The organism is Terrimonas sp. (genome assembly GCF_003075435.1).
Taxonomy (GTDB): domain Bacteria; phylum Bacteroidota; class Bacteroidia; order Chitinophagales; family Chitinophagaceae; genus Agriterribacter.
Map to the genome: position 1 here is coordinate 12,818 of NZ_QCZJ01000010.1, position 21,934 is coordinate 34,751.

Annotated in this window: 15 protein-coding genes; 6 read left to right on the forward strand and 9 right to left on the reverse strand. The window is 40.2% G+C overall.

From position 1 onward, the window contains the following. Positions 1-591: 591 nt before the first annotated feature. Both DC498_RS12250 and DC498_RS12255 read right to left on the reverse strand, forming a co-directional pair. Positions 592-1,293, reverse strand: coding sequence for a response regulator transcription factor (locus tag DC498_RS12250; RefSeq protein WP_116874455.1), 702 nt, complete (start codon positions 1,291-1,293; stop codon positions 592-594). A gap of 9 nt (positions 1,294-1,302) precedes the next feature. Continuing rightward, positions 1,303-2,727, reverse strand: a complete 1,425-nt coding sequence (locus DC498_RS12255) for a sensor histidine kinase (protein WP_116874456.1) — start codon at positions 2,725-2,727, stop codon at positions 1,303-1,305. A 425-nt stretch (positions 2,728-3,152) separates the two neighbouring features. Between DC498_RS12255 and DC498_RS12260 the strand changes: the two genes are divergently transcribed. Genes DC498_RS12260 through DC498_RS12275 form a run of 4 tightly spaced genes read left to right on the forward strand, consistent with a single transcriptional unit; the run spans position 3,153 to position 11,290 of the window. Then, on the forward strand, positions 3,153-6,278 hold the full coding sequence (locus DC498_RS12260; protein ID WP_116874457.1) for a SusC/RagA family TonB-linked outer membrane protein: 3,126 nt from the start codon (positions 3,153-3,155) through the stop codon (positions 6,276-6,278). Between the two features lie 50 nt (positions 6,279-6,328). Beyond that, complete coding sequence (locus DC498_RS12265) at positions 6,329-8,293, forward strand: RagB/SusD family nutrient uptake outer membrane protein (protein ID WP_116874458.1); 1,965 nt, start codon at positions 6,329-6,331, stop codon at positions 8,291-8,293. A 33-nt stretch (positions 8,294-8,326) separates the two neighbouring features. Beyond that, entirely contained in the window at positions 8,327-9,601 is a 1,275-nt protein-coding gene (locus tag DC498_RS12270; protein ID WP_116874459.1) for a DUF4959 domain-containing protein, read from the forward strand. A 27-nt stretch (positions 9,602-9,628) separates the two neighbouring features. Then, positions 9,629-11,290, forward strand: a complete 1,662-nt coding sequence (locus DC498_RS12275; RefSeq protein WP_240627998.1) for a DUF4998 domain-containing protein — start codon at positions 9,629-9,631, stop codon at positions 11,288-11,290. Positions 11,291-11,436: 146 nt separating this feature from the next. Here DC498_RS12275 and DC498_RS12280 read toward each other — a convergent pair whose 3' ends face one another. The 6 genes from DC498_RS12280 to DC498_RS12305 form a co-directional block, all read right to left on the reverse strand. Then, positions 11,437-11,853, reverse strand: coding sequence for a DUF1493 family protein (locus DC498_RS12280; protein ID WP_116874460.1), 417 nt, complete (start codon positions 11,851-11,853; stop codon positions 11,437-11,439). A gap of 1,068 nt (positions 11,854-12,921) precedes the next feature. Beyond that, positions 12,922-13,662: a hypothetical protein gene (locus DC498_RS12285; RefSeq protein WP_116874461.1), complete on the reverse strand. Its 741-nt coding sequence runs from the start codon at positions 13,660-13,662 to the stop codon at positions 12,922-12,924. A gap of 360 nt (positions 13,663-14,022) precedes the next feature. Continuing rightward, entirely contained in the window at positions 14,023-15,186 is a 1,164-nt protein-coding gene (locus DC498_RS12290; protein ID WP_116874462.1) for a Gfo/Idh/MocA family protein, read from the reverse strand. A 151-nt stretch (positions 15,187-15,337) separates the two neighbouring features. After that, entirely contained in the window at positions 15,338-16,366 is a 1,029-nt protein-coding gene (locus tag DC498_RS12295) for a sugar phosphate isomerase/epimerase family protein (RefSeq protein ID WP_116874463.1), read from the reverse strand. Between the two features lie 36 nt (positions 16,367-16,402). Next, on the reverse strand, positions 16,403-17,617 hold the full coding sequence (locus DC498_RS12300) for a hypothetical protein (RefSeq protein ID WP_116874464.1): 1,215 nt from the start codon (positions 17,615-17,617) through the stop codon (positions 16,403-16,405). 8 nt (positions 17,618-17,625) lie between these two features. Continuing rightward, positions 17,626-18,723, reverse strand: a complete 1,098-nt coding sequence (locus DC498_RS12305) for an aldose 1-epimerase family protein (RefSeq protein ID WP_116874465.1) — start codon at positions 18,721-18,723, stop codon at positions 17,626-17,628. Positions 18,724-18,996: 273 nt separating this feature from the next. Here DC498_RS12305 and DC498_RS12310 point away from each other — a divergent pair, with 273 nt between their 5' ends. Together DC498_RS12310 and DC498_RS12315 are read left to right on the forward strand one after the other, a co-directional pair. Next, positions 18,997-19,800, forward strand: coding sequence for a 3-keto-disaccharide hydrolase (locus tag DC498_RS12310; RefSeq protein WP_116874466.1), 804 nt, complete (start codon positions 18,997-18,999; stop codon positions 19,798-19,800). A gap of 198 nt (positions 19,801-19,998) precedes the next feature. Further along, complete coding sequence (locus DC498_RS12315; RefSeq protein ID WP_116874467.1) at positions 19,999-20,796, forward strand: acyl-CoA desaturase; 798 nt, start codon at positions 19,999-20,001, stop codon at positions 20,794-20,796. On the opposite strand, the gene DC498_RS12320 is transcribed toward DC498_RS12315, so the two are convergent. Next, complete coding sequence (locus tag DC498_RS12320; RefSeq protein WP_116874468.1) at positions 20,790-21,923, reverse strand: redoxin family protein; 1,134 nt, start codon at positions 21,921-21,923, stop codon at positions 20,790-20,792. The genes DC498_RS12315 and DC498_RS12320 overlap by 7 nt on opposite strands. Positions 21,924-21,934 lie beyond the last annotated feature (11 nt).

The window sequence follows — 21,934 nt, forward strand, 5'->3', positions numbered from 1 at the left end:
CATTTGCTTTCTTTCTACAAACAGGTAACCGCTACGCGGCAGGATGCCGGTTACAGCTTATAAGTTCCCGGCTTACCGGTTGCAATATTCACTGGTTATTTCACAGAGGTACACGAAGGCTACACAAAGAACCACAAAGAATAATAAAACGCTCTGTGTAACTTTGTGTATCCTTCGTGGCTCTTTGTGTAACAAACCCATTCCCGCCGGGCAGACACCGGAATTCGTGGCAGGAAATATATCAGGGGTTATTTAAAAATAACTTCGGGCATGCACAATACGCAGAATGGAACACAGATAAAACGGATATGGCGGATATTTACGGAATGTATCGGTGTTTATCAGCATCATCCGTGTATTCCGTGTACTATTCTATAAAAAGTATTTGTTGTAATGCTAAATCATTATACACACGGCGCAACGCAGGAAACCTGATTTTCAATTCATCCATAATGATGTCATTGTAAGGCACGAGGCATCTACCGTAGCGCTGTTGTGCCTACATACGAAAATTCGAAATGCACCCGATAAATGAGGCTGATAGCGCTCTTATGCCAATACCAAATCCGGCAGTTCAGGTTTAGTACAGCGCTATACTTTTTTAATATTTACTATAAACCCTACACCATATACATTGTTTATACTAACGGCATCAGACGCGGCAAGCAATTTTCGCAATCTTGAAATAAAAACATCCAGGCTTCTGCCGAGAAAATAATCATTCTCACCCCATAGCTGTGTTAGTATTTCTTCTCTTTTTAACACTTTATCAGATCTCAATAAAAGATATTCCAGCAGCTCTGCTTCACGCCGGGTCAGGAATACAGGAGCATTGCTGCCAATTTTTAGTTGCAGGGCATCTTTGTTATAAAACACATCTCCAACCACAATAGTATTAGCCGAAACAGTTGACATTCCGGAACCTTTTCGCCGGATTATATTTTGAATGCGCAATACCAGTTCATCAATATCAAAAGGTTTGGTAACGTAATCGTCAGCGCCGATTTTCAAACCATATAGCTTATCTGCTTTTTCATTGCGTGCGGTAAGAAAAAGGAAAGGAATGTCCGGTGATATTTTTAAAATGCGGCCGGCAAGTTCAAATCCATCCATTTCCGGCAAACCGATATCTAGTATAACAATGCTGTAATCACCGGAATTTAATTTGAAATTATCAAGCGCATCCCTTCCGTGTTTAACCCACAACACGTCGAAATCCATAACCTCAAGATATTGTTTTACAACATTGCCAAGATCATGCTCATCTTCAACAAACAGTATTCGATCTTTCATATAATTTGCTTATACAGGAATGGTGATAATAAAAGCAGATCCTTCTCCGGGGTTACTCTTTACAAACAAATCCCAGCCATGCGCGTCAGCACTTTGTTTCACATAATATAACCCCAACCCTAAACCGGATATTTCTTCTACATCACCAATTTTGCTCCGGTAAAATTTTTTAAAAATATTCTTTTTTGTTTCTTCTGTCATTCCAACACCATTGTCTCTTATAGTAATTTGTATATATTTCTTCGTACTGGTGGTAGACACAGTGATTTCTTTTATCTGGTTATTATTATACTTTATTCCATTATCCATAATGTTCAGCAGCATAGTGGTAAAATAAAACCTGTCCAGGATAACAGTATCGTTTTGAGCCTCTTTGTACAAATTCAGCTTCACTTCTTTGTCAACCAGGTTTAAGCGGTAGTCCAGCAATATCTCATCGAGCAGGTTGTGAAGCGAATACTGTTCTTTTTGCAGTGTGAGATCATTAAGCGTGGTAAGATCAAGCACCTGCCCCACCAGTTTTTGTAACCGTCCTGCCTGTCTTTGAATAATACCCGATAAAGCATGAATATTTTCTTTCTTCCCGATAATTTTATCGTTCTGTAAGCTCCGGTTGGCAATTGTTATTGCTGTGATAGGTGTATTAAATTCGTGGGTAATGCTGTTAATAAAATCGGTTTTCATTTCAGAAAGATGCTTTTGCCTGATCCAGTTCCTGAATGTTATGTAAAACATAGCAACAATAATGAGCAATGATATAAGGGACAATGTAAGTACTGGCATCATTTTACTAAAGACCTCATGCACGCGGTTGTGCGTATCAACATATAAAGCAAAAACAATTTTATATGTTCGCGGTATTGGTATGCTTACCGATAATCCTGTTGTACGGTTTTGCATATTGACGGTTTTCAAATTTCCTCCAATTCTTATACCTTCCGGGTGCTGATATTCAGCATGTATCAGGTTATATTTTTGCTTCTTATTATACAGGGAAATATAATTGCCGTTTTCAAGCGACAGATCTAATGATTCAATCACTAACGCGTACTCAAGTGAATCCGCAATCTTTTTTTGACGTTTATAATCTGCAAGAATAGTTTCAAGGGTCTCATGCTCCCGAAGTACAGCGAAGATACTGTCACATACTTTTTGCTTTTCTGTTTCAAACGAAGCCCTGTCGTGTTTATACAATTCTTCAAGCCTGGGTATATTCCGGTTAAGTAATGTGTCAATTATACGTTGCCCGCCGGGAAACAACTTGTCATTGGTAATTATTTTAGAATAGTATTCATTGATGGAAGATTTTTCTGCAAAACGATATCGTTCATTTTCCAGCTGGTAAGTATTGAAAATAAGAAATACCTGTACAGCAGAAAGTATGGCAAAACTTATTACAGCAATTATCCGGTACGTTAGAATTGAATATTTCATCGCATTAAAACCGCACTACTTTAATAACAAAGCTATTGAACTGCTGAACTACACCAGCCAATATTTTTATTTGTCTATAAATTTTGAAAGTACGTCGAATAATAATAATACTTCTGCTCATTTAATTTCTGTTAACATTTGATTTGATTTTCATTGACAAGTTAACGCATGCCCTTTCATTAACTTTATTATAACAAACTGCTTAAACGATTAACTGACCAAAACTACGCTGTATGAACAGATATTTTTATTTAAATCTGCCGGAGCATGTTCCATGCACTTCACGTATGTCTGTTAGCTTCATAGGCATTAATCAGCATCATTACTCAATTATTTATTACGGGTTTATTTTATAAAATCGGTTTGCGCATTCACAGAATGAGTAAGCACGATTGCAAGCATTTTCACAATTATTATCAACACATATGCAGAAACGATTACAAACATTCATTTCTCTTTTAGTTTTATTGTTATGCTGTTTACAAGGTTTTTCTCAAACAAAAAGAATCAGTGGTGTAGTAAAAGACGCCACCAATGGAACTTTGCTATCAGGAGCAACAATTAATGTAAAAGGAAAGGAAACCTCAACACAATCAAATGCCAATGGTGAATTCTCTATTGAAGCAAATATTGGAGATTCACTTGTATTTTCATTTGTAGGTAAAAAAATTATCACCCAGGCAGTTACTCAAAAAAATATCCTGGAAATTATGTTGGTGGACGATGACAGTCAACTGGGTGAAGTAACGGTAGTTGCGTTTGGTAAGCAAAAAAAATCGAGCCTTGTCAGCGCCATTCAATCGGTAAAGGTTTCAGATTTAAAAACACCGGTAACCAACCTAACCAGTTCTTTTGCAGGAAGGATTCCCGGGGTAATTTCCTATACTCCTACAGGTGAGCCTGGTGCAGATAATGCCACCTTCTTCATCAGAGGAGTAACCACTTTTGGATATAAGACTTCTCCGTTAATATTGATTGACGGCTTTGAGTCAACAACTGATAATCTTGCCCGTATACACCCGAATGATATTGAAAGTTTTTCCATATTAAAAGATGCATCTGCCACTGTGTTGTATGGAGCAAGAGGCGCTAACGGGATTATAATGGTTAATACCAAATCCGGAAGGGAAGGCCCGGTAGCTGTTAACGCCCAGGTTGATGTAAACGTTTCAACACCAACCAGGAAAATTGAAACCTTAGATGGTGTGGATTATATGCGTTTATATAATAGTGCACGTATTTCACGCGATCCTGTTTTGGGCGCTTATTACAGTGAGCAAAAAATTCAGGAAACCGCTAAGGGAGAAAATCCCATGATATATCCCAACGTTAACTGGTATAAAACGCTATTCAACAATTCCACTACCAATACCAAAACCAATCTTAATCTTTCGGGCGGCGGCCAGGTAGCCACTTACTATGTATCTGTTGGGTATGATAAAGAAACCGGTTTATTAAAAGTTGACAATCGCAATAACTTTAATAACAATATTGATATCAACCGTTTTTCTATACGTTCAAATGTTATTTTAAAGCTAACCAAAACAACTACACTCGATACGCGTATACAGGGCAGGTTTGAAAGATATAACGGACCATACGAAAGCGCATCTGATATTTTTGGAATGGTGATGAACAGTAACCCTGTTGACTTCCCGGCTGTATATTCGCCGGATTCTGCAAATATTTATACACAAAATATCTTATTTGGCAATACGTATGTTGCCGGTTCTCTAAAAGCAAACCCTTACGCGGCAATGGTAAGGGGTTATGAAGACAGGAATGAGAATACGATTACTGCCCAGGCAACACTGATGCAGGATTTGAAATTTATAACCAGGGGTTTAAAATTCCAGGGAAGAGTGTCGGCTACTACCTGGAGTAAATATTCCAGCAGGCGCACATACAGTCCTTTCTACTACGATCTTGAATCTTATAACCAGATCACAGGTGAGTACAAGCTTTTCCCGCTGAATCAAACAAGCGGTTCTGCATATTTGGGAAATGTTGAACCAGGACGTGATGCCAATGCAGATTTTTATACCGAAGCCCGCCTGAACTGGGACAGAAGATTTGACAGGCATAGTGTTGGCGTAATGGCTGTGGGTATGATGCAGGAAAAATTATTAACTGCCGGTAACAGTAACTCTATTTATGAAACGCTGCCCGAAAGAAATATGGGCGTATCTGGCAGGATAACTTATGACTACGATAACCGCTACTTTTTTGAACACGCATTTGGTTACAATGGTTCTGAGAAGTTTTCCGGAAATGCAAGGTATGGCTACTTTCCATCGCTCGGCGTTGGCTGGATGATCTCTAATGAACCATACTGGAAAATGTCGCCTAATATTATCAGTTCTTTAAAATTAAGGGCTACATGGGGTTTGGTAGGTAATGATGCGATTTCTGACCGTTCAGGCCGGTTCTTTTATCTGTCTGATATAAGCCTGGGTGGCAGGGCTTACCGTTGGGGTTCTTCCTTCATGAATGCCTATGACGGCTATAGAATTAACCGTTATGCCAATGCTGACATTACCTGGGAAATTTCAGAAAAATGGAATTTTGGTACTGATATCAACTTTTTTAATGACGCCTTAAAAATTCAGGCTGATTTTTATAAAGATATCCGTTCTAATATCTATATGGTTCGCGAAAATTTTCCTGCAACTGCTGGCTTGGAAGCTGCCATCAGCGGAAATGTGGGTAAGGTAGAATCAAAAGGTTTTGAAGCTTCTGCCGATTATCAACACTCTTTCAGTAAAAATTTATGGTTAAGCGGCAGGGTAAATTTTACCTACGCAACCAACAAGTATGTAGAGCTTGATGAAAAGGATTATCCTGATGCTTATTTAAAAAGAATAGGGCATAATATAAATCAACAATGGGGATTAGTGGCTGAAAGATTGTTTGTTGATGAAAAAGAAATTGAAAATTCTCCTTACCAGGATTTTGGAAGATATATGGCAGGAGATATCAAATACAAAGATATTAATGGCGATGGAGTAATTAACGGGAATGACGCTGTACCCATGGGATATCCTACAGTACCGGAAGTACAGTATGGATTCGGGTTGTCTGCAGGATATAAAGATTTTGATTTATCATTTTTCTTCCAGGGTAATGCAAGAGTATCTTTCTTCATTAACGCAGGCGTTGGCGGCGGAGATGAAAATAATGAAGGGATCGCTCCTTTTGCCGGCAGAAGAAATGCGCTTGCTATTATAGCTAATGATTACTGGAGTGAAACCAATCCTGACGTACATGCTTTTTGGCCAAGGTTATCAACTGATCCGTTAGATAATAATATTAAGCAATCATCATGGTGGCTGAGAGATGCCTCATTTCTCAGGTTAAAAAGCCTGGAAGCAGGGTACAGTCCCAAATGGGCAAAAAACATGGGCTTAAAACAGGGCACCAGGATTTATGTGAGCACGGTTAACCTGTTTGTGTTGAGTTCATTTAAGCTCTGGGATCCGGAAATGGGCCGGGTAGGGCTTGGATACCCTCCCAACAAAAGATACAATATAGGTATCCAGATTGCACTGTAATAAGCATCTGACAAAAGCGAATCAATAAAGCAGAAATTAAAGAAATTACAATGACACATAAAAGAATACTCATCATTATTATCGGGCTTGCGGCGGTGTTTTCTTCCTGCAAAAAATATCTTGATGTTGTGCCGGATAATACGCTAAAGCTGGAAAATATTTTTGACCTGAAAAAAGACGCCTGGAATGCATTGGCGGCAGCATACTCCTATATTCCACAAGATGATCAAACACATATAACTACCTGGACACTGGGTGATGAATGGGTTGGCAGGCTTGATTTGAACGACAATGCAGGAAACCTTAGAGCTATGCGTATTATGCGGGGGCTTCAATCCGTAACATCACCGCAGTTAGGCCTCTGGTCTGGCACCGAAGGCGGCAAAGCATTATACCAGGGTATACGCCAAACCGATATTTTCCTTGCAAATATTGATAAGGTAAGAGATATGTCTGACCAGGAAAAAGCCGATTGGAAAGCGCAGGTAAAATTCCTGAAGGCATATTATTCATTTTTACTCATTCGTCAGTACGGCCCTATTGTAATTTCGGAAAATGTAATTACACCGGAATCAGGGAAAGATGAATTGTTTCTCCCCCGTACTAAAGTGGAGGATTGTTTCAATTATGTTCTTAACCTGATGAATGAAGCCATCCCTGATTTAAAAGAACGTGCCGGCGAAAATGATTTAGGTCAAATAGACCAGGTAGCAGCTAAAGCCATCAAGGCCAGGGTATTGTTTTACAGAGCCAGCCCTTTCTACAATGGTAACCAGGAATATTTTGGTGACTTTTATGATGCTGACGGCGAGCCTTTTTTCCCTTTGCAGTATAACAAGGAAAAATGGAAAGAGGCAATTGATGCTATTAATGAATCGCTTACACTTTGTGCGGCAAATGGCATAAAGCTGTATACTTTTGATAAAGAACCCTATCTGTATGACAGGAGTGACTACCAGGCAAACACGGCCAATATGAAAACCTTGTATGATCTGCGCATGGTAATTTGCGACCCATGGAATACAGAAGTTGTTTGGGGATACTCTAATCTTAATTATTATAGCGAAGGCGAATTAGCGCATTCTTCAAATATAAGATTGCCGTCGGGGTATGGTGATGGCGTGGTTAACACTGCTTCTTATTCCTGGCAATGGATGGCTGCCACTTACGCAATGGCAGAGCGCTACTATTCAAAAAATGGTTTACCTATAGACGAAGATTTAACCTACGATTACAGCGGAAGATTGAATATTGTTACAACACCCGGAGCAGCCGAACCTGCATATGAAAGTATGAGGGGAATTTTACAGCCGGGTGCAGAAACCGTTAGTCTTTACCTGAATCGTGAACCCCGCTTTTATGCCAACCTTGGTATTACAGCAGGTTACTGGAGAGCGCATACCGTTCGTATAAATACCATGATGTTTGCCGGTAAAGATGGAGGATACAATTCATCTCAACATTCAACAGATTTTTTGTGTACAGGCATTGGTGTTCAAAAATTTGTACATCCTGAATCCCAGTCCGGGGCGTGGCAAAGAACTATCAAATACCCTTACCCGCTTATGCGTATGGCAGATTTGTATTTAATGAAAGCAGAGGCTCTGAATGAATATAAAGATGCTCCTGACGCGGAAGTATATGATGCCATTAATTTAGTTCGCAGAAGAGCCGGCATACCTGATGTAGAACAGGTTTGGAGCGATGGATCGATAGCAAAAACTGTTAACAAACACCGTACTAAAGAAGGTATGAGAGATATTATATTACAGGAAAGAGGCGTGGAGCTGGCATTTGAAGGAAGTCATTTCTGGGATATGCTCAGGCATAAAAGAGCGCCATCTTCTTTCTCTTCTCCGGTATGGGGATGGACACACACCGGCACCACCGCACAGTCTTTCTTTAATCTTGAAGTAAAACAATCACGTCGTTTCACTATTACAGATTGCCTGTGGCCCATTGATCTTAATGAAATGAATACCAATGGAAAATTAATTCAAAACCCGGGCTGGTAAAAAAATAATTCATTGTTAATACATTCAATCAATATGAATACAAAAAAATATTTTCACTTATTAACTGCTGTTATACTCTTAATTGCAGCATGTAAGGAAAAAGAAAGATTTTCGCCTAATAGTAGTGATAAAACGCCCCCGGGCCAGGTTTCTAAAATAACATATACAGCACTTTACGGTGGCGCCAGATTATACTTTACAGCTCCTGATGATGAAGATCTGCTGAGCATTGAAGCGGTATACACCAATTCAAAAGGACAGCCATTTACTTTCGCGGTATCGTATTTTTCTGATTCGCTTGATGTGTACGGACTGGCAGATACAACAGGAACAGATATACAGGTATTTGCTGTTGACAGAGCCGGTAACCGTTCTGCGCCTGCAGATGTTAACGTTAAGCCATTGCAGCCTGCCTTTACAAGAGTGGCAGAATCAATTGTAGTTAAACCAGGCTTTAGTTCATTTATTCTTGACTGGACAAATGAGCTGGAACAAAACATTAACGTGTATGTTGATTTCAGCTATACAGAAAACGGGGAGCAAAAATCATACAGTTCGGTATTCTCTTCAAACCTGGCAACAGACAGGAGGTTTATTAATGATCTTTATCTCGGACCCAGCTCACCTGTAAGCGTTAAAGTAAGAGTTGAAGATACTTATGGTAATGTAACCCCTGATATTGATAAAGGACAGATCACTTTGTATGAAGATTCTAAAATACCTAAAGCAAACTGGGTATTGCCAAATCCCAATGATACTATTGCAGGTGTGCCTATGTGCTTTGGTGATGGTTTAGAAGGAAGAAACAGGTATGTGATTGATGATATTATTGACCGTGGCGATAATTTAAACTTCATGCATACCAACAGCAGGGGACGCACAGGAAAAAGTGCTGATGGCAATATGCCGTGGAACTTCATTATTGACCTGGGCGATTATTACGATCTGAGCCGGATAGTAACCGTACAGCGTCACTCAGGAGGTATTGCAAATATTTCAAGAGGACAATACTATCAGTCTGAAAATGTTGGTATCTATAACATTTATATTTTAAATGAAGACAGCAATGAATGGGAGCAAATTACACAACATAAAATTCCTGTGCCGGTTGGATTAAGTGAATTGGAGTTTGTAAAATATGGTGAAGCCGGCGACATGGCTTATATGTATCCTGATGAACCTAAATACACAAAGAAAACACGCTGGGTCAGATACGAAGCTGTAAAAGGATTTTCTGGTAACTATACGCTCGATGATGCGAACTGTTTATCAGAAATAACCCTGTACGGCAAAAAAAGCAATCCATAACATAAGCATTAAAGCACTTCTTACATTATGCAAAATAAATTTGTTTCATTTTTGATCTTTGTTGCCTTTTTGCTTAGCTCCTGCAGCAAAATGTACGACAACATACAACAATACGCCGATGAGCAGGTATATCCTGCCAAGTATGATACCATTGTCGGCTATATAGGATATGAACGCGTGGAAATAGAACTGATGAAAGCAGGTCGTATCCCGTCGCATGAAATAAAACTCGGGAAAGCTAAAAAAACCATCGTTGAATACGACGACCAGAAAATCATTATAGATTCACTGGTATCATGGGTGAATGTTACCGGGCTTACCCAGCCTAAATTATACAGGTTTAATGTTTATACAATTGATGAACATGATAATAAATCTGTGCCGCAGGAAATAGCGCTGATACCATATACTGAAACAGATTTTCAATCACTGGCAATATCTTCTCCTAAAATAATGGCCTCTCCAACGGCTGCTGTTATTGAATGGCCAAATGGATTGTCTTCTACATTGCTCGATTACCAGGGCCTTTCTTATGAGTATACTGATAAAGATAACGAAGTGAGAAAAGGAATACGGGAAGAGAACCCGAGGTTTGTGATTGCTAACCTCAGTCCTTCGCAGGAGGTTACTGTAAATGTAACGTACAAAGTGATCCCTAAAATCAATAACAATCCTATTATTGATACGCTGGATTTAATGATACCTATTTCACTCACAATGCCAACGGAAACAACACCATTCTCTCCCGCAGAAAGAACAATATTAGAAACAAATGGTGTAACAGAATTTACAACTGCAGGTGTATCAGGCTTTACAAAACTTACTTACCCTGTGCACGCTAATTCGCTCCAGGATATCTTTTATTTTTCTAACCTGAAAGAACTTGATCTTACAGGTGGCACAATGTTCACTTTGCCTACTTTAACGTACGACAGAAACGGAGCGCAAAGCACAGTAGGCGGAGGCAGCTATGATACCTATCTGGCAAAAGTGAATGATATAACATCGTCTGATATGCAGGCGCTGAAAGATTTACTTGAACTTGGGTTATTGGAAAAAGTAAAATACGTACCTCATTCAATGGGGCTTGACGAATTGCTTGCTCCTTATGTATCAACCGGTATTGTTGAGCTGGTAGATACGCCGGATGATGTGCTTATTGACCCGGTAAGATTTTCCGTTAACGGTGTTGTGCAGGATAATGCGTGGAAAACAAATATTACCTATCCTGCAACTGATGCGCCAAATGCCGCCGGATTAAATAACATAATAAAAGCAGTGCTGGCTGCAAAAAACGCAACCCTGGTTATTGCATTACCTAAAGAATACAGGTTTAATGTAAAAGAATATAATTACCTCAAATTTAAAGTATATGCTCCGGCAAAATCTACATTTGCCAGCCCTTATGAACCATACCAGCGTTTATGGCCCCGTATCATGAATTATATGTGGTCCTTCAGCGGCAATTCAAATTTTGGACAGGAGTACTGGGACTACAGTGCAGATAATTTTAAAATTGCTGATGCCGATTTGCAGAAGTGGACAGATGTTACCATTGATTTATCACCAGCGCTGGAAAAGCATAACAGAGTTTTTCTTTTAAATATAGGCGGCGAACCGAGTCTTACCTTTGATGCCGGTTCTAACATTACGTATTATTTCTCTGATTTCAGATTTTCAAAGCATTAAAAGCTATTAAGATAGCTATCAAAAAAAGTATAGTTAAGATATAGTCTTAACTATACTTTTTTTTGATCCTGTTTTTTTGGACCTTGCCGGATTAAAAGAGTATGGCAGATAAGCCTTTTTACAGGCAACAGCTCTTGTAAATTATTTCAGCATTTTTTTATTGCGATGATTACCAACGAAACTACAAGTCCTATAAGTAATACTTGGTTGATTAAAATGTCATACCTCCTTTTAGAAATGTGATGTTGGGGATATTCAATCTCCCATTTCCCTTTTTCCGCAAAGGTTGCAAGTAGTGTCGGTGTTACAGAAATTCTTTTTACTTTTTTATATGGTGCACTAAAGAATAACCCGCCAATACTATTCCAGCCTCCTTCTTCGTCTGTGTGAAAATACCATAGATAATTTGTCATATCTACTGAATAAGTTTTTACGTAACTGTCAATTAATTCATGAAAATCATCGCCACAAGTCCCATCATTAAAAATGTCTGTGTCGGCTGTAATGTTGTATGAGCCAGTACAATTTTCAACAAATTTTATGAGGTCTTTGGGTGTCGGCATTTTAGACGATTATCTGTCTGTGATAGTATTGAAAAGTCAGCGGCTAACTTTACGTTTCAAGTAAATTAATATTCCTATTAATGCTCCTAAGACTAAGAGAGATATTGATATTTTATTAATCGTGTCAGCAGGGATATTATGACTACTAGCTATCATCATTAACCCAAATAGAACGGTTGCTATAACAAACAGGGCAAGAATAATCAACAAAATATTTATTAATACTCTCATTTAAAAAGTGTCTGGCCGTCACTCAACATTGCTGCCAACGTCCAGCTGCTTTGCGTTCGGCAGGGCATTTAAAAAAAGTCCAGCCCGGAACTGCTGCCGGTGTAAGATACAAAAGTTGAAAATATTTTTTATTGCTCATTAGCGTTCGGTCAGCCGGATATGTAGCTGATAGTAGCACTAAGATGAAAACTTATTCGTCGCCCTCCGCTGACGCAAAACTGCATGTGTGTGCCCTGGATGGTGAATATAGCTTTTTTTTAGAAGAAGCCAGAGAGTGCAAGTCTCTTATGAGTGGGACTAACACCCCAAATCATTAGTAAGCCGCAAGGGTGATGGCAGCGATGCCATATCTGAAGTAAGCGGGACTACAACTGCCTGTACTGACGAACAGGAACTGCATAAGAGGCATAATGGATTGGGATAAGTATGCACAACAATACAAAGTCCTGAAAGAACACGTGATTCATTATGTAGATGCAGCAGCGATAGGCAGAAGGCTATTCATCTTACCTGTGGAGGTCTCCCTGTTTGTTTAAACGAAGGGAGAAGTCAGACCATAGTATCAGCGGAAACGAGCCATGCCCATAGCGGAGAAGATGGAGGTCTCACGAAGCTGTGAAGGGTCGAACATTAAGTTGCTTCCAATACTGTAAGGAGGTTCAGTTTAAAAGCTGCCAGCGTTAGGAGCAAAAGAGAAGCGGGGAGAAAAGCCCACAACTTAATGAACCACTGTACCTGCCTGCCGGTAGGCAAGTACGAGGTCCGTACGTACAGTGGTGTGAGAAGTGCACCTCATCGCCTATAAGCGGTGAGGCCGCCTACTCGATTGGTGGCTGTTTATTTCTGTCGCACTATGGTAATATTGTTTTCGTAAATATCATAATATCCTTTTGTATTGCTGTTGTCAAAAAATATAATGTAATGTTTGTCAGTCGTAGTAAAAACTTCGGGGTCATATGTCCAAAGACGTTGGTTTGAAATAGTGTCAATTGTTATATATTTTCCGTTAGTAAGTTTTGTCAAGTATGTCTTTTCATAGTCTACCACGATATGATACAATTGTCCTTGAAAAGGAAAAGACGCAATTGTCAAAATACCTATGCTGTCAAGCAATTGTTTTGTTCCCTTTGTTGATTTGCTTTCGTCATCACCAACATATCGAATAATTGTCTTTCCTTTCTTTTTTCTTGGTTTGGGAAATTCAAAAACAGTCAATGCTTTAGGGTCTGAAACTTCAAGTATTTCTGAAAATCCACTTAAATGTGCTAAAGTATTTGTAATGTAATATTTGTCATTAAGTTTATTAACTACAACTGGACAAGTAGATGCGGCTGAATATTCAATGCCTGTGTGCTTGTCCTTAAACTTAATTGTTCCACCCCATTCTCCACTACAAGTTTTGGATACAAGATAAAAGCTGTCTTCAAAAAATTTGTTGTTATCGACCTTAAATGTATTTCTGTCTAATTTGGGAATACCGTCATTGTTAATGGATTCTTTAATTACGAACTTCACGTGGTCTTGTCCAAAACATTTTGAATATAAAGCAATTGTCAGTATAAGTGTGATCCTGTTCATTTATAGGGTTGTCTTAAAATTGCCACCAACACACTAATTTATGTTATAACACGCAATAATCATAATTTATAAACTGCTATAAACTAATCTCTTATTATTATATATTTTGTATTGTTTATTGCGCCAATGAAAATGATTGAAAATTATAATGTGTCTATCCGATAACCCTGCGCTTACCATTCAACTGCCCTGCTTTTCATTAAACCATCGGGCGAACTTATAATATTTGCCAATTGCTGCTTGCTTATATGCAGGTAACCAATGCTGGTTACAAAATAAAATCACCCCGGAATAATTGCAGGGTGATTTCTTATAATTAAACGTGAGACACGAATGCGGGCGAATAGACTGAGCAAGCTATTATTTTTCAATCCATTCAACACCTGTGTCCTGCCAGCTTCTGCTTTTAGCAGATGCAATAACCGCTTCGCATACTTTTTGCGTTTCGTATGCATCGCGGAAATTAGGATGGCATTCCGTTCCTTCCTGTAAAGATTTCAGGAAATCTGCTACCTGGTGAATGAAGCTGTGTTCGTAACCAATGATCAAACCCGGTACCCACCAGTTGCCCATATAAGGCTGATCGCCATCAGTAACTAATATAGAACGCCAGCCGCGCACAGTGCCATCATCGCCATGATCAAAATATTCAAGACGGTTAAGATCGTGGAGATCCCAACGCAGTGATCCTTTTTCACCATTGATTTCAAAAGTATACAGGGCCTTGTGACCACGTGCATAACGTGTTGACTCAAACAAGCCTAAAGATCCATTCTCAAAATGACAATGGAAAATACAGGCATCGTCAATGCCCACTTTTTCAACCTTGCCGGTTAGCTGGTGAAATCTTTCTTTGATGAAAGTTTCAGTAACAGCAGAAACATCTTTAATACCACCGTTTAACCACATGGCGGTATCAATACAATGCGCCAGTAAATCGCCGGTTACACCGGAGCCTGCGGCTTCTGCATCAAGTCTCCAGGCAGCAGTACCGCCCTGTGGCACATCAGCGCTGATCGTCCAGTCCTGCAAAAAATTAGCGCGGTAATGAAATATTTTTCCAAGCTTGCCGCTGTCAATAATTTGTTTTGCCAGCGTAACAGCCGGTAAGCGGCGGTAGTTATACCAAACGGTATTTTTTACTTTTGCTTTTTCTACTGCATCCACCATTGGTTTTGCTTCTGCCAGCGTGCGTGCCAGTGGTTTTTCGCATAAGATCATTTTGCCTGCATTGGCTGCTGCAATAGCAATTTCTGCATGCATATCATTGGGCGTACAGATATCCACTGCATCTATATCTTCCCGTGCAATAAGCTTTTTCCAGTCTGTTTCAATAGATTCATATCCCCACTGATCGGCAAATGCCTGCACTTTTTCTTTGTTGCGCGAGCATACTGCTTTTAATACAGGTGTATATTCCAGGTCGGGGAAAAAATTAGGGACCCTGTTGTATCCATTGGAGTGTGTGCGACCCATAAAGCCGGTACCTACCAAACCTATGCGTAGTTGTTTTTTATTTGACATGAGTTATTAAAAATTTGAGATTTGAAATTTGAGATTGAAACGGGCTGCAGGTTACAGATTTCAGGCTGCCGGCTGCTGATTTGCAGGTGACTTATAGTTTAAGTACTTGTAACCCGCAACCTGTAACTTGTAACCTTCTTATCACTCAGCACTATGCGCTCCACCCATGCGCTTCTCTCACTTTGATCATCACCGCGAGAATATCGTTCCATGTTTGCTGATTGTGCATTACCGAATTAGGGAACATACAACCATCCCAGCAGATATGATTGAATCTTTTGGTGAGATTTCCGTTTTCATCACGAAGCCAGTAACCGGCATCTTTTACAATATCCAATCTTCCGTTAGGATCAGTTGCTAGACAGTGACGGCCTGTTTTGTCGTGAGAGCCGGTGCCATGCACGGTACCATCATTTTGTGCGACATGAAAATCTATTGTCCATGGACGAAGCGCTGCAGTTAATTTTTTCAAACCTTCTTCCAATGCTGCACGGTCACTCCACTGGAAATTTTCAGGAAGAATGCGATGCCCTGGTTCGTTGTATCCTAACAGGTACAAAAAGGTATGCGACATATCTGCCTGGAAACCGAGGTTGGGGCTGTTTACCGCTTCGAGTGTATCGAGCATGGTGCGCCAGCTATGCATACCTGCCCAGCATATTTCCCCTTCAGCAGCTAATTTCTCACCATGATCGCCTGCTATTTTAGCGGCTTCTTTAAATGTGTCTACTATTAATTTCTGGCTGCCTGCAGGGTCTTTGGAATATTGCTCAGGGCTGCTGGCAGAATCAATACGCACTACACCGTATTTGCGGATGCCGCTATCGTTCAGCTTTTGGGCAAACACGCAGCTTTTGCGTACTTCTTCTAAAAATGTTTTACGATCTTCGGCCGTGCCCAGTACTGGTCCGCCCCATATAGGTGCTACCACGCTGCCAATAGCAAGATTATGTTTGGCAACTTTATCGGCCAGTATTTTTGGGCCATCAGGATCATTCAGATCAATGGATGGGTCAAACAAACCAACATCCACACCGTCGAATTTTATGCCGTTCACTTCTGCTTTAGCAGTGTATTCCAGCATGGTTTCAATCAGTAATGGTGGTTCGGAATCCGGACCTTTACCTACAACGCCAGGCCATGTTGCATTATGCAGTTTGGGAAAATTGTTTTGTGACATATCGTTAGAATTTATTCAGTGAATATTTAGTTACTATTAAAGTTTCAAATCAGGATTAGATGGTCCGAAATGTTTTAAAATAACAATAGGATCAGTTGATGAATAGTTGGTAATAACCACCCCTTCCTTTGCCGCCTGTTCGCTTACAAAAAACTCATCGTTGGTTAACTGACCGTAACGTATTAACGCAGGACAATCAATATTCCAAACGCCAAACTTACCATGTCCCTGCATTAATATAAGCCCATAAGCAGCGCTATCTTTAATGGTAACGGTTGCACCTGGTAATACAGTTAATTCTTTAGCGCTGAAGGCATCTGATTTATAGCAGATCCATGTTTCATAATAACCCTGCGGTTTGGTCTGTTCAAACGGTGTTACCGGTATTGGCGCCATAAACCTGTTTTGGTACTGATTGGGATCAACGTTCAGTTGCCAATCAATTACATCCATCAATGCATCAAAATTGCCTATCTGGTCTGCAGGTGTGCCATTCCATAATAATACTTCAGGGACTATGGCTTCATTCACCAAACTTTGGTACATAGCAAACACGTCAGAGGCTTTTTGCGGCTCGTATGTACACAAGCTGCCAGGCGCGTGCAGCAGTCCCGGAGGCACATCCCAGCCGGTACCGGGTTGCAAACGGTATGCTTGTGAGTAGTTCGTTATTTTATTATCACCTTTGGTAAAGTTCTTTAAACACTCTTTAATCTGGTCTTTGGTTGTACCCGGTGCTATACCCATAAATGTATATGGAAAATCTCCGCCATGGTTATTTACCTGTGGAGGAAAATAATAGGCTTCCGGCTTACCCAGTTGACCAATCAGTGCAGCTTTTTCATCGTTATGGTGAATATGATGCGGCAACGGCCCCATATTATCGAAAAACTTTGAATACATTGGCCAGCTTTCATATGCTGCCCATAAGCGATCGCCAATTAGCTGGCCCTTCAATTCGCTTACGGCGTCTCTTAATAATACCTGTTGTGTTTTTCCTCCATCTTCAAATACAATCTGGCTAAGTCCTTCATTTTCTCCTGTAAGAGGTCCGTTTTTTGCAGGGGTGGTAGAAGAAAACCATCTTTCATCTATACCGCCTCGTTCACCACCTAAAACGTAATAATCATCCGGGTGCAGTTTTATTCTTCTGCCCGGCACACAAAATGAACGCGGTACCCAGTTGGGTGCTAAACGCACTATACCCTTTCCCTGGTCAAATGCTTTCTGCGCTAAACTTAATTGTTCCATTGGTTTATTTAATTTGCTTTCGTTGAAATATGTAAAAAATGATTGATTGCTTCTTTTTCGTTCAATACGTTTATTTCGAGGCGATATGTTTTGCTTTCTCCCGGCTCAATAAAAATCAGTTTGTTTTCTGCTCTTGCCTTTGCCTGCCCCATTGGCGGAAGCGTAGCAGGTTCCAAACCGGTAACATATTCTCCCTTACCCCAATGCTGCCAGTTAATAAGCCAGGGCAATTCTTCTTTGTAAAACTTTAAACTAACAGCAATGCCTAAACGATCATTGTATAATCCGCAATAACATTCTCCTTCTTTATGCTTTGTAATATCAATAAAGGCTGCTTCTTCCCCTCTGCCTGCATGGGCATCCAGGGGCGCCGGGCATTTTCTGAAATTATTATGCGCGTTAAAGATTTTATTATTCGGTTCTCCTTCCCGGGATTGCCATTCGCCATCCCATAATATATCTGTGCCTTCATCAACCAGCGGCCAACCGAAGTTGCAATGATACAACAGCATGTGCGGCGCAGGCTGGTTGCCGCGATTGATTACGGTATCGTGTATGGCAATGGTTGCTGAGCCTAGTTTGCCTGAAATTGTTCTCCTTAATTCAAGGTTGGGACCTAAGGCCATGGATTCCTTTACAATGCCGGTAATACTGAAATTAAGCTTTCCGAGCGCCGGATCTGGCTGCAGAATAGATTCGATTTCCGCGGGAAGATTGCTGATCTCTCCATGCAATCCACGCTGACCAAATTCATCTGTTTCAGGCCCACCGGTATGGGAAAGGCCGCAGGTTGTAAGCAAGCCACCACCAAATGTTTTTAACCAATCAATACCCTGGTTGGAAAATGGCTGCGGAGATGTAATACCTACATGGCTTAACCATGCGAGGTTATGCTGATTAAAAAATGCTTCAGCAATATCCATTGCCTTATCCAAGACAACTTTATAACGAAGCCCGGTTCCGGTATTTATCCATGCAATGCGGGTGCCTCTTGACAGACCATTGTCAAGCACCGAAGTTTCAATGCCACCAATTTGTGCGTGGTTGGAAATCTTATTTTTCCATGCGTGCGACGAACTATTCTTTTCTTCTTTATTATCAAGCATCGTTATCAGTAGATATGAGGTAGTTTTATTATTGCATCGCTCTTTCGAAATCAAAAATTGAGCGCTCAATATAGCGAATAGATTTGAAAATAAAAGGCAGGAAGCAGCAGGACGGTTAAGTAGTTTTTTTTCATTAAAGGCTGATGGGATGCGGGTTTCATCAAAAAAATCTTGTTTTTATTTTCAAAAATTTCATTCTTTTGTACAGTATATTTTAATTGCTTCATTCTTTTAACGTATGAAGCTTATCCCTTCAACTTTAAAAAAAATAAAATGCTTGCAAAAAATGCATTACCATTTGCTTATTCAGTTTTGATTGGCGCTGTTGTAATAACTACGGCATGTAATTCAGGAAACAGCCAGGGCAATAATGAAACCGCTGCAAACGATTCAGCTTCTGCAGCCGTACAAACGGCAGACGCCGCGGATTTCAAATCTATATTTGATGGAAAAACGCTTGCCGGATGGGAAGGAGATTCTGTACACTGGAGCGTGGAAGACGGTGCGATAGTAGGAACAGTAACGCCTGAAACCTTATTGAAAACAAATACATTTTTGGTTTGGAAAGGTGGTGAGCCAAAAGATTTTGAATTAAAAGCGGAATTTAAAATTGCAGCTACCGGCAACAGTGGTATCAATTACAGAAGTGAAATGTTTCCCGGCGTACCTCATGGCATGAAGGGTTACCAGGCAGATATTGATGGGAAAAATACTTATACTGGGCAGAATTACGAAGAAAGAGGCAGAACAACACTTGCATACCGTGGGCAAAAAACTACTATACCAGATACTCCGGGTCAACCTGAAAGGAATGCGTGGAGTGCAATGGTAGTGGATGGTTCTGTTGGTAATTCAGACTCGTTAAAAGCCTTGATCAAGGCTGAAGACTGGAACCAGATACACATAATTGCCAAAGGCAATCATTTGCGGCATTTTGTAAACGGCGCTTTGATGAGTGATGTAACAGATAATGATCCTGCACATAGCAAAGCATCCGGACTTATTGGTGTGCAGGTACATGTTGGCCCGCCAATGACGGTTCGCTACCGCAATATTCAGCTGAAAGAATTGAAATAGGTAAATTATTTGTAAAGCGTAAAAAGGAGGACTAAATCTTAGTTCTCTTTTTTATTAAGATAACTTTATAGGTTTGCTTACTTCATTTAGGTATCTTCGCGCCGGTTTTAAGCGTGTACCCCTTTTGTTAATATCATAATCATTGATGAACGCATAAGGCAATGCTGACTTAAAGAGCTAAAAATATTTGCCTGCATCATGATTATCCTGATCTTCTTTTTTTTACATTGGTATTTGTCTTTGTTTTCCCAAACATTTTACCTGCACAGATATGCAGCGCACAAGATGTTTACAATGAGCCGTTTCTGGGATTCATTCTTCTATTGCTTTTTGTGGATCACGCAGGGATCTTCCTATCTTAACCCGAGGGCTTACGCAATATTGCACCGTATGCACCATGCCTACAGTGATACAGAAAAAGATCCGCACTCTCCTCATTTTTTTAAAGAGGTGTTCAGCATGATGAAGCATACAGGCTCGGTATACAGCGGTATACTTACCGGCAGAATTCCTGTAGAAAAAAGGTTCGAAAAGAATATCCCTTCTTATCCTGTACTGGATAAAATTGCGGATAGCTGGTTTACGAGGTTTGCCTTTTTGGGTGGTTATATCGCATTTTATATTGCTTTTGCCACGCAATGGTGGATGTATTTACTTTTACCGATACATTTTCTGATGGGTCCTGTACATGGCGCTATCGTTAACTGGGCCGGGCATAAATATGGATACCGGAATTTCAACGAGAGCGATCACTCTAAAAATACATTGGTTTTTGATTTCCTGATGCTGGGAGAATTATTCCAGAATAACCATCACCATGCAGGTTCGCGCCCAAATTTTGCTGCCAAATGGTGGGAAGTTGATCCTGTTTACCCCGTAATGCTTGCATTTGACAAATTACATATTATCCGGCTGGTAAAAATAGAAAGGAAAAGCACCATGCAAAAGTCAATCCCTAAAAAGGTGAGCCTTCTTGCAGAAGAAGATTATCAGTAATATCTCCCTAATAAACGATGCTCCACAATTGCTTTTTTCATCTGGCGGGGATTAATTGTTCCCTGCTTTGCATATACAATTTTACCTCCCGGTTCTACCAATATAGTATAGGGTAAAGCTCCCTGCCATTTAGGATCAATGGCCTCGATCATTTTATATTTATCGTCCTCCGAAAAAATATAATTGGTATTGGATGCCTGCTGGCTTTTAAGAAACTTCAATGCTTTATCTTTTTTGGAAAGATTATCCGCGCTGATGCTTATAAATTCAAAATCTCTTTTCCGGTACATCCGGTTTATGGTGATGAACTCCGGAAATTCAGTTACACACGGGCCGCACCATGTTGCCCACACATTAATAAGCCTGAGCTTGTCGCTGTTGTTTTGCAATAGTTCTTTTATGCCTTTCTCATCTATTTCATTCAGCTCAACAGGCTCTTTAGCCCACGCTTCTTTTGCTTTGGTGATCCAGTCGCTTTTTTCAATCCATTTTACCGAGCAGCCAAAAACTTTGGTGGTAGCAGGGTTTATTTCCTGGTTTGAAAGTAATGCTTCAACCGCGTTTTTAGTATCGTGGTTTTTGGGTGTTTTTGCAGGATCTTCAACATCGTCTATACGTCCCTGGTAGCGAAGCTTGCGGCTTTTATCAAATATAAACACATGCGGTGTGGTAACCGGTCCGTAAGCTTTCGCAGCTTCTTCTTTATCCCCATCATACAGGTAAGGGAAATTGAATCCCTTTTCTTTTGCCCGTATTTTCATTTCTTCAAAAGAATCACTGAGATCGGTATAATCCAGCTCACTTAATGTAATAGATGCCGGGTCGTTGGGCATAATAGCTACAACGGCTACACTCTTATCTGAGTACTCTTTGGTGAGTTTAATAATGCGGTCTTCATAAGCCTGTGCTGTGGGGCAATGGTTGCAGGTGAATATTATAACCAGTACATCTTTGTTTTTAAAAGAAGAAAGCGAATATGTTTTTCCATCAACCGCGGGCAAAGTAAAATCAGGCGCGGATGCACCAATGGCAAGTGTTGGATGCTCCACAAGTGGATTTGAAAATGCAGCAAAGGAGAACGTTAAAAACGGCGCAGTTGCAAGGGTAATGAAAATTGATTTTTTCATAACCAATAACT